This is a genomic window from Pseudoalteromonas sp. Isolate6, from assembly GCF_022398435.1.
Taxonomy (GTDB): Bacteria; Pseudomonadota; Gammaproteobacteria; order Enterobacterales; family Alteromonadaceae; genus Pseudoalteromonas; species Pseudoalteromonas galatheae.
The window spans coordinates 1-9821 of record NZ_JAKEVK010000181.1 but is presented as its reverse complement, the minus strand read 5'-3'; the positions used below and the strand labels follow the sequence as shown (position 1 = coordinate 9821).

General features: G+C 42.1%; 9 protein-coding genes. 5 read left to right on the top strand and 4 right to left on the bottom strand.

What is annotated here, in order from left to right; translation table 11 throughout:
* Positions 1 to 317 precede the first annotated feature (317 nt).
* Positions 318 to 1295, top strand: a complete 978-nt coding sequence (gene cysB / locus L1D50_RS18345) for an HTH-type transcriptional regulator CysB (protein ID WP_128725203.1) — start codon at positions 318 to 320, stop codon at positions 1293 to 1295.
* 50 nt (positions 1296 to 1345) lie between these two features.
* Here cysB and queC read toward each other — a convergent pair whose 3' ends face one another.
* Complete coding sequence (gene queC / locus L1D50_RS18340) at positions 1346 to 2005, bottom strand: 7-cyano-7-deazaguanine synthase QueC (RefSeq protein ID WP_128725204.1); 660 nt, start codon at positions 2003 to 2005, stop codon at positions 1346 to 1348.
* Positions 2006 to 2128: 123 nt separating this feature from the next.
* Here queC and queE point away from each other — a divergent pair, with 123 nt between their 5' ends.
* Positions 2129 to 2794 (top strand): 7-carboxy-7-deazaguanine synthase QueE, encoded by a 666-nt coding sequence (queE, locus tag L1D50_RS18335; protein ID WP_138524937.1) that lies wholly within the window; start codon positions 2129 to 2131, stop codon positions 2792 to 2794.
* A gap of 97 nt (positions 2795 to 2891) precedes the next feature.
* On the opposite strand, the gene L1D50_RS18330 is transcribed toward queE, so the two are convergent.
* From L1D50_RS18330 to L1D50_RS18320, 3 genes are all read right to left on the bottom strand, one after another.
* A complete protein-coding gene (locus L1D50_RS18330) occupies positions 2892 to 3758 on the bottom strand; it encodes a transporter substrate-binding domain-containing protein (RefSeq protein ID WP_239966553.1) in 867 nt (288 codons plus the stop codon).
* Positions 3759 to 3917: 159 nt separating this feature from the next.
* Positions 3918 to 4886 carry a cysteine synthase A gene (gene cysK / locus L1D50_RS18325; RefSeq protein ID WP_095727562.1) on the bottom strand — a complete coding sequence of 323 codons (969 nt, stop codon included), beginning with the start codon at positions 4884 to 4886 and terminating at the stop codon, positions 3918 to 3920.
* Between the two features lie 128 nt (positions 4887 to 5014).
* Positions 5015 to 7309, bottom strand: coding sequence for a carbohydrate binding family 9 domain-containing protein (locus L1D50_RS18320; RefSeq protein WP_128725207.1), 2295 nt, complete (start codon positions 7307 to 7309; stop codon positions 5015 to 5017).
* A gap of 210 nt (positions 7310 to 7519) precedes the next feature.
* Here L1D50_RS18320 and L1D50_RS18315 point away from each other — a divergent pair, with 210 nt between their 5' ends.
* The 3 genes from L1D50_RS18315 to L1D50_RS18305 form a co-directional block, all read left to right on the top strand.
* Entirely contained in the window at positions 7520 to 8665 is a 1146-nt protein-coding gene (locus tag L1D50_RS18315; RefSeq protein WP_128725208.1) for a dicarboxylate/amino acid:cation symporter, read from the top strand.
* Positions 8666 to 8920: 255 nt separating this feature from the next.
* Positions 8921 to 9571 (top strand): UvrY/SirA/GacA family response regulator transcription factor, encoded by a 651-nt coding sequence (gene uvrY / locus L1D50_RS18310; protein ID WP_010606537.1) that lies wholly within the window; start codon positions 8921 to 8923, stop codon positions 9569 to 9571.
* Between the two features lie 11 nt (positions 9572 to 9582).
* On the top strand, positions 9583 to 9821 hold a 239-nt coding region (locus L1D50_RS18305), incomplete at its 3' end, for a GIY-YIG nuclease family protein (protein ID WP_239966552.1).

The window sequence follows — 9821 nt, the reverse complement described above, 5'->3', positions numbered from 1 at the left end:
GATAAAGAATTCATTATTTTTTAGTATAGCCGATGCCTAAATGAGCGGTTAGTTTTAGTGAAAGATAGTCGCCAGATTTAGCTCGGGAGTTCGCAAAAGCATGCCAACAGGCTGGTTATTCGGTCAAATGTCAGTCAGTGTGTCTATGAAAATGCTGATATTTACTACCTCTTGGCTACCTCATTTTTACCAAATGTGCTAGCCTACATTAGGTCGTAACAGGCGGTTTTTATCGCTTTGCACTAAACTCGCTAACAAAAAGCGGTTTTGCTATGGGCTGATGCTCAATATCAAGAGATCATAAGAATAAAAGCAATATGAAATTACAACAATTGAGATATATCGTCGAAGTGTTGAATCACAACCTGAATGTGTCAGCGACGGCGGAAAGTTTATATACCTCTCAACCTGGTATTTCAAAGCAAGTGCGCATGCTTGAAGACGAGTTGGGGGTCCAAATCTTTGGCCGTAGCGGTAAGCATTTAACGCATGTTACGGGCGCAGGTAATGAAATAATTAATATTGCTCGTGAAATCCTCTCTAAAGTGGAAGGGATCAAAGCGGTCGCAAATGAACATACCTTACCAGATCAGGGTAAACTGAACATCGCAACGACGCATACACAAGCTCGTTACGCGTTGCCTCCTGTGATCCAAGGGTTTATGAAAAAATACCCGGCGGTTTCTCTACACATGCATCAAGGTACGCCACAGCAAATCTCTGATGCTGCCGCTCGAGGTGATGCTGACTTTGCTATCGCTACCGAGGCGCTGCACTTGTACAGTGACCTGGTCATGCTACCTTGTTATCACTGGAATCGCAGTATTGTGGTCGCCAAAGACCATCCTCTTGCACAAAAAGGCACTGCACTGACGGTGCAAGACGTCGCTAAATATCCGTTGATCACTTATGTATTTGGTTTTACTGGCCGCTCAGAGCTTGATAAAGCATTTAATGCTCATGGTTTGGAGCCACACATCGTGTTTACTGCAACAGACGCTGATGTGATCAAAACCTATGTAAGATTAGGACTTGGTGTTGGTGTGTTGGCATCAATGGCACTTGACGAAAAATCTGACAGCGACTTAGTTTGTATCGATGCGAGTCATTTATTCGAAGCAAGTACGACGAAAATCGGTTTTAGGAAAGGAAGCTTTCTAAGAGGCTACATGTACGATTTTATCGAACGATTTGCACCGCATCTTACAAAAGATGTGGTAGAGCGTGCAAGCTTATTACGAAATCAAGATGATATCGACAAGCTGTTTGAAGGTATGACGCTTCCAGTAAAGTGAAGCACTTGAAAAGTATATGAAAAAGGCCTCAACAGAGGCCTTTTTCGATACTATTGTTCGTACGGGAGCGGATCTGTCGCGTGGTTTAACTCAAACGCTTCGAGGCGTTCTTGGCAAGCTCCACACTTACCGCACGCTTTTTCGCGACCGTTGTAACATGTCCAAGTATCAGCGTAATCTAATCCCATTTTTAGACCATCAGTAAGGATATCAATTTTTGAGTTATTAAGGTAAGGACTCACAATTTCAACGGCGTCGTAGTTCGCAATGCGACAAACATCATCCATCTTTTTAACGAACTCTGGGCGGCAATCTGGGTAAATAGCATGATCACCAGAGTGAGCACCGTAAAATACCTTATTTGCGTTTAGAGAGACTGCGTAACCTACAGCAAGAGAAAGCAAAATCATATTGCGGTTAGGCACAATCGTGCTCTTCATGCTCTCTTCTTCATAGTGGCCTTCTGGCACGTCGATATCATCTGTTAGGCTGGAGCCTGACAATAATTGATTGATAGCCGAAATATCAACGACCTTATGAGCAACGCCGAGTTTTGCACATACGTCAGCGGCAACTTGTAGCTCTTTTACATGTCGCTGGCCATAGTTAAAAGACAATGCATAAACCTCATGGCCCTCGCGGACAGCCTTGTTTAATACAGTGTAAGAGTCCATTCCGCCAGAATAGATTACGACAACTTTTTCGCTCATAGGTGATTTGCCTCGATTTTGATAGAGGTTTACTTCAGGGCGCGATATACTACACGGCCGCTGGAGAAATGACAATTTTCTCGCGGTATTTTTCGACAACTTTATCTTAAACACGGGGCCATTTTGTACAAGGTTAACGAAATATTTGAAACAATTCAGGGTGAGGCAAGCTTCACTGGTACGCCTTCAATCTTTTTACGTTTGCAGGGCTGTCCAGTTGGTTGCGCTTGGTGTGATACCAAACAAACCTGGGAAACCAACGACACTTTTATTGTTTCATTGGATAACACTGTAGAAAAAAAGGCTGACTCAGAGTGGTGGGCGAACGCGAGTGCTGACGAGATTTTGGCGATTTTTGAGGCGCGGAGCTACCAAGCAAAACATGTGGTGATCACTGGAGGTGAACCTTGTATGTTTGATCTCCGCCCGTTATGCGAGCTATTGCATAGTAAAGGGTACAGCACACAGATTGAAACCAGCGGTACATTTGAGATCCTCGCACCAACTGACACTTGGGTTACAGTGTCGCCAAAAATTAATATGCGTGGGGGTTACAAAGTACTTCCAAGCGCAATGGCTCGTGCCGATGAGATAAAGCACCCTGTCGCGATGCAAAAACATATTGAGGAATTAGAGGCGTTATTTGTACAAACTGGAGTTGAGCCAAAGCTAGTTTATCTTCAGCCAATCAGCCAAAAAGCCAAGGCCACTAAGCTCGCAATAGACAATTGCAAAGCGAAAAATTGGCGCTTATCAGTTCAAGTGCACAAATATTTAGGGATTAACTAAAGTGATTTTCCTAAGCGTATTTTAGCTAAAAATGCGGTGTGTTTAAGCAGAGGCATTGAACAAACCGCGTGCTTAGGCGTTAAGCTCAATGCAGAGGCTAATAACACTCGTTACTGACCATTTCGATCATTCTTTGCGTTTCACCACTGTTTTCAAGTTGATAGAGATTGCGATTGATGTCTTTGAGCAATTCACGCCAATGTGGTTTTTGTTTGCTAAGTGCAAAGTAGAGGTGATTATACTTTATAGGCGGTGTCACGTTTTCAATGTTTCTTAGCAATTCAATTTTCTCCGCTCTAGGCAAATCTGAATAATTGACCGTAAAGCGAAGCACCTTTGGATCGCCTATAACTAAATTTACGCGCTTACCAACGAGCAACTTCACCAGTTGTAAATCATCAACAGCCTCTACCGTTATAAACTCACCGTTATCCATCATAGCATCAAACTCAGGGGTGTTCTGATAGCCTCTTACGACACCGATAAGCTCATTTTTAACTGAGTTTAAGTTACCATCAAAGCGGTCTTCTTCGCCTCTGCGCTTCAAAAAACCGATTTCACCACCAGGAAAAGCGTTAGATAATGCAAGTAGCTCTCTGCGAGTTTTATTCTTGTTATTGTCAGAAGGAGCTGAGTCCTCAATGTAATACTCTGGGAATAAGATATCAGCTTTGCCCGTTTCTGCAGCTCTTACAGCACGAGCCCATGGTAAAAATTCGACATACACTTGATAATCTAAGTCGGTAAGCAGTGCGACAGCAAACTGAAAGGCCCAGCCTTTATTGCAGAGGTTTGCACCGATATAAGGTGGCCAATCTAATGTCACGACATGAATGAAGGCATTTTTACCCTTCTTATTATATAGGTAACCTCCTTGATACTTTTCTCCAGGTACAAGGCGAAACTCGCCAGCTTTAAAGTAGGCGACGTTTAAATTCTCCCCATAGATGAAGCTACTAAACATGAGAGAAAACAAGAGTAATAAGGTCTTTACAATCATCTAAGTCAAAAAAGAGTAGCGAATAGATAAAGTGTAGTGAAGGGAGGTGAAATTAAAAGGAATAATATAAAAAACAAAGGGGCAGTCATGCCCCTTGGTAATCTAGAATATGAAGCTCTATCTTTACTGTACTAATTCTTGTTCGGAGAATGTGTCTGCAAAGAGTGGGCTAGTTAGGTAACGCTCTGCTGCGCTTGGTAAAATAACCACGATGTTTTTATCAGCATTTTCAGGTTGCTCGGCAATTCGCTTTGCGGCAACTAGAGCTGCACCTGAAGAAATACCCACTAAAATACCTTCGTCTTTCATCAGCTGATGTGCCATTGCTATTGCATCTTCATTCGACACCAATTCAACGCCATCAATCAGCTCAATATCTAGGTTGCCTGGAATGAAACCAGCGCCGATCCCTTGGATTTTGTGTGGACCAGGTTTTACTTCGTCACCTGCAAGGGTTTGAGTGATAACCGGCGAGTCAACTGGTTCAACAGCAATTGACTTAACATTTAGGCCTTTTTCATTTTTCAGATAGCGTGAAACACCGGTGATCGTGCCACCTGTACCAACGCCTGCAACGAAGTAATCGATATTACCTTCAAGTGCATCAAAAATTTCTGGACCCGTTGTTTCAAAGTGGATCTTCGGGTTTGCTGGGTTTTCAAACTGTTGCAGTAACACGTATTTTTCAGGGTTACTTGCTTGGATTTCATTTGCTTTTTCAATCGCGCCTTTCATGCCCTTAGCGCCTTCGGTTAGCACTAAATTTGCGCCAAGTGCTTTAAGTAGTTTACGGCGCTCAAGGCTCATCGTATTTGGCATAGTAAGCGTCAACTTATAACCACGAGAAGCAGCAACGAAAGCCAGTGCAATACCCGTGTTACCTGAAGTTGGTTCAATAAGCTCTTTGCCTTCGCTAAGAAGACCTGCTTTTTCAGCTTCCCAGATCATAGACGCACCAATACGGCATTTAACGCTGAAGCTTGGGTTACGCGCTTCCACTTTTGCGTAAACATTGCCGCCAGAAACGCGATTGATTTTAACCAGCGGTGTATTACCAATAGTTAGACTGTTGTCTGCATATACTTTAGTCATTTGTGTTCCCTAATCTAGGTTTACTTGTATTCCATCACTTTACTGCGCATTTCGCAAAACGAAAGGAAAGATTGGCTATAAGATATATCAAATTTGCTTATAGCTAATAGTTATTTAACGGTTGATATTTAAATCAACCAGGCATAACTGAACTTCATAAATACCGTCTTTTCGTCTTTAGTTATCTTTGACAAATCATCGTCTTGATAACCGTGATCGGAGTAGCCTGCAAAGAAAACGGTTTGTGGGTTTAGCTTGTAGGAATAGAGCAGTTGGGTGCTGATGCTTTTATAAGTCGCATCAACATCATCGTTATAATTGCTCTGGTTTCTCGAAATATCCGTGTTGATGATTGCCAATCTCAGATAGCTATTAATGTTAAATTGGTAAGTCAGGCGTATATCGCTCAGATTTGCGCTATAAACTTCCGCGCCATCCGCTTTCATTTTTTCGTATGTGTGGCGCAATCTAACTTCAAAGTGCTTGCCAAGATTGACGTTAATAACCGGGCGGGCGAAGTACAAATCACCAACACGGTTGTTTGCAAGGTCAACACGGTTTCCTTTACTTAATTTCAAGCCTGCGAAAACGCCAGCCATTGGCTTGAACTCCATGTAGGTCCACTGTGAATTCTCGGTAAATAGATCGGTATTGCCGTCAATCGCTAAACGGGTTTCATCATGTCGCAGACCAGTGCGTTTTCTATGTTCAACACCGAAATCAAGAAAGCTTTGCAATGGGCCGTCAACTGCAAAGTTAGTTTGCACTTCTTTTTCTAATAACTCGCCTTGCTCGTTGTGGGAAATATCCCAGTCGGCGTACCAACGTGCACGGTTCCACCAGTTGTTGTCATCGCCATACCAACGGTACTCACCGCCAAAAAGAAATTTATTAAAGTCGACTTGAGTGATAAAGCCCATATCGGTTCTAAGTGCGGCATCGCGAACTTGGTAGCTGGTGAATGCCTTCCAATGCTTGCGATTATGTTCATAATTAACGTAATAGCCAGCACCACGGTCATCTTCGTCAATCACTCTGAGTACACTTTCGTTTAGGTCGCACTCAACGAGCGTACTATCACATAATGCTTCAGCAAAAGCACTATCATAGTCTGTATCTGAGCCAATTAACTGCACCTGCAAGGTATCGTTATCTGTAGGCTTGTATTTGGCGTCTATACTCGCAACTTGGTTGCGATAGTCGTCGCTTTGCCTCGTCGTCGATGTCACGCCTATAGACAAGGTTTTGTTTAGGTCATGACGATATCTAAGCGCCATGTTTTGGCTTTTTCTCTCTAATGAGACAACACTCGAGCCCAGATTTCCGGGAACAACGACATTGAGTCTTTCATCGTTGGCAATAAATCCGGCAAAAGTGTGGCCATTTTTATTACCGGTAAGCTTGACGCCATAATCTGGTGCTGAAATATTCCGAGTATGGATAAGGTTAAGGTGAGAAGAAAAGTAATCAGAATTATCTAAAAAGAAAGACCGTTTTTCAGGGAAAAATAGGCTAAAGCTATTGTTAACGCTCAATTGTCCTGTGTCAGCTTCAACTTGTGAGAAATCAGGGTTTAGTGTTGCATTTAGCGTCGTGTCCGGTGTGATAGCCCACTTTACGTCTAAACCCGGCTCGACATTATTGTTGGCTTGCCATGGCTCTGCAATACCATCATCAATGTCGCGAGACTCTTGCCTATTGGTGACAAGTGTTGGAATAACGGCAAAGTTACTACTTTGCTTAGCCTTAGCAAATCCCTGATATTTGGGCATTTGACAGATCCAGCAAGAATTTGCATGTTGCAGTTGCATGCTGGAGATACGCAATCTTTCATTTCTTGGATAAAAACGCAGAAACTCTAAAGCCATGGTTTTGCTCTCGAGGGAGTCGTTAAAATTCAATACTCGAAGTGGGATTTCAACTTCAACAACATAACCGCCTTTGTTTATTTTTCCTACGCTATCCCAGATACCATTCCAAGAACCATTCTCACTTTTAGTGAGTTCGTTTTCAATGGAGTCTTGTTGTACGCCTAGTGGGTTGATGAAAAACTGATAAGCGCTTTGGGCGTTGTTAAATGAATCAATTTTAATGCCGACAAGGTCATCTTCCCAGGCGCGGTCACGGTCACGATAAAATGCGCGGATCAATTCAGGATTAGGGTCCTTTGCATCAAAAGCAATAAATAAAGATTGACCATTCTCATATACGTAGGCCTTAGTTTGTACTGGACTTGATTGGTTCTCGTATGGCCAAGTGATGTTGTTGATATCTATTTCTAATGCACGTTGCCAAATATTGGCTTCAAGTATCCCATCAATTTTTGCAGAACTATCGATAAATGGGATTTTATTTGGGTCTAGTGCCCATGCTTGACTAGATAGACTAAGCGCGACAAAAGAGTAGGTTACAGCTTTAAGCATGAATTTAATTATTTTACAGAGACTTTTCCAGTATTAGATAATATGCAATTAATCGAAACAATTTATTCTCGGCAGGTTGCAATTATTTACGTTAGGTGGCGAATATGTATACATAAAATGTACAAATCGGTTTATCTCCATCGAATTAATAGCAAACATGGCCAAAAACATGTTACAACAACGCCTTTGAAAATCTGCTAGGAAGTAACTATGTCTCTTATATTGAAGCTAGTGGCGGGGATCGTCGCTGGTATTTTGGCGGGTCTGTACTTGCCAACTGTGTTGGTTGAGCTCTTATACACCTTCAAGGTGATCATAGGGCAACTTATCAGCTTTACTATTCCTCTGATAATCCTGCTTTTTATTGCTTCAGGTATAGCAGGCTTACCAAAGGGATCGGGCCACTTGCTTGGTAAGACTGTCGGCTTTGCTTATGGGTCAACCATTATTGCAGGCACGTTGGCATTTTTATTAGTTAATGCTTTCGTTCCGTTCTTTGACGGTGGCATTGCTTATCAGGCTGTAGAAGAGTCTCATCTTAAGAGCTTTATTAATATCGAGATCCCGCCGCTTATGGGAGTGATGACGGCACTTGCAACGGCATTTATCTTTGGTATTGGAATGAGCCAGTGCGGTTTAACTAAACTAAAAGGTGTTACTGACGAAGCGAGAGATGTGATAGATGCACTGCTTGCGAAAGTCATTATTCCAGTATTACCACTTTACATTGCTGGTGTTTTTGCTGAAATGGCAGTAGCAGGTACGGTATTCGACACCCTAAGTACGTTTGGTGTGGTATTGCTTGCCGCGATTATTATGCATTGGTTATGGCTAAGCACCTTGTTTGTGGTGAGCGGCCTGTTACTTGGTAGAAATCCACTAGAATTAATCAAAAATATGCTACCTGCGTATTTTACTGCGATTGGTACAATGTCGAGCGCGGCAACTATTCCTGTTTCTCTTCGTGCAAGTAAATCCAATAATGTTAACGAAGAGGTTGCTAATTTTACCGTACCACTTTGTGCCACGATCCATTTGTCAGGGTCGACTATTACCATAGTAACTTGTGCAATGGCTGTAATGTTGCTTTCTCCTGACATGGTGGTACCGTCATTATCAGAAATGTTGCCATTTATCTTTATGCTTGGTGTAGTAATGATTGCGGCTCCTGGTGCACCGGGTGGTGCAGTTATGTCTGCACTTGGGTTATTGACCAGCATGCTAGGTTTTAATGAGGGCGCAGTGGCTTTAATGATTGCTTTATACTTAGCACAAGATAGCTTTGGTACGGCATGTAACGTCACTGGTGACGGTGTGATTGCACTTTGGGTCGATAAATTTTCCAAGCAAAGTTGAAGTGTGTAAATAAACCTACTTTGAGCCGCTATTGCTAAAATGCTGTAGCGGCTGAAACAAAAATCGCAAAGCGGTGAAATTATAATCAAAGCTTCTTTCATGAATTAACTATTTAGTTAATTCATATCAAAATTGTATTTTTCTCTTGTCTCTATCGTTATGCTTTTAAAAAATATGTGGTAATCTCAAACATCTGGAAGCGGGGCTGTTGGTTGCTTCGCTCCTTTTACCAATATATATGTAGAGGGTGTGCCATTGATTAATGTGCTTTTAGTTGATGATCATGAACTTGTCAGGACTGGCATAAAACGCATTTTAGATGATGTGCGTGGCTTTAAAGTGGTAGGAGAAGCCAAAACCGGTGAAGAAGCCGTAACGTTTTGTCGCCAAAGTGAACCTGACATTGTGCTAATGGACATGAACATGCCTGGTATTGGTGGATTGGAAGCGACCAAAAAGATTTGCCGTTACTGTCCAGATGTAAAAGTTATTGTGCTTACTGTACATTGTGAAGATCCTTTCCCAAGCAAGGTAATGCAAATTGGTGCGCATGGTTACCTAACAAAAGGTGCAGGCCCCGATGAAATGATCAATGCGATACGTGCGGTCAATGCTGGCCAGCGTTATATTGCGCCAGAAATTGCTCAGCAAATTGCCCTTGCGCAATTTAGTGGCCGCAATGACGAAAACCCTTTCCAATCGTTATCGGAAAGAGAGTTGCAGATTATGCTCATGATCACTAAAGGTGAGAAAGCACAAAATATTGCAGATCGCTTGAACTTAAGCTCTAAGACGGTAAATAGTTATCGCTATCGCATGTTTGAAAAGCTCAATGTGAGCGGTGATGTAGAATTAACCCACTTGGCTATTCGCCATAAAATGATTGATATAGATAGTAGTCATTAAGTTCTTTTTAAATGACTGAATTTGATTACAAACCTTTCCTCAAGACATTAACAACAGAACCTGGTGTGTACCGCATGTACGATGTGGACGATCAGGTTATCTATGTTGGTAAAGCAAAAAACCTCAAAAAACGAGTTTCTAGTTACTTCCGTTCAAATATCACAGATAGTAAAACGCGAGTATTGGTCAGTAATATTGACCATATTGAAGTCACGTTAACGAACACTGAAACTGAAGCGCTGCTTTTAGA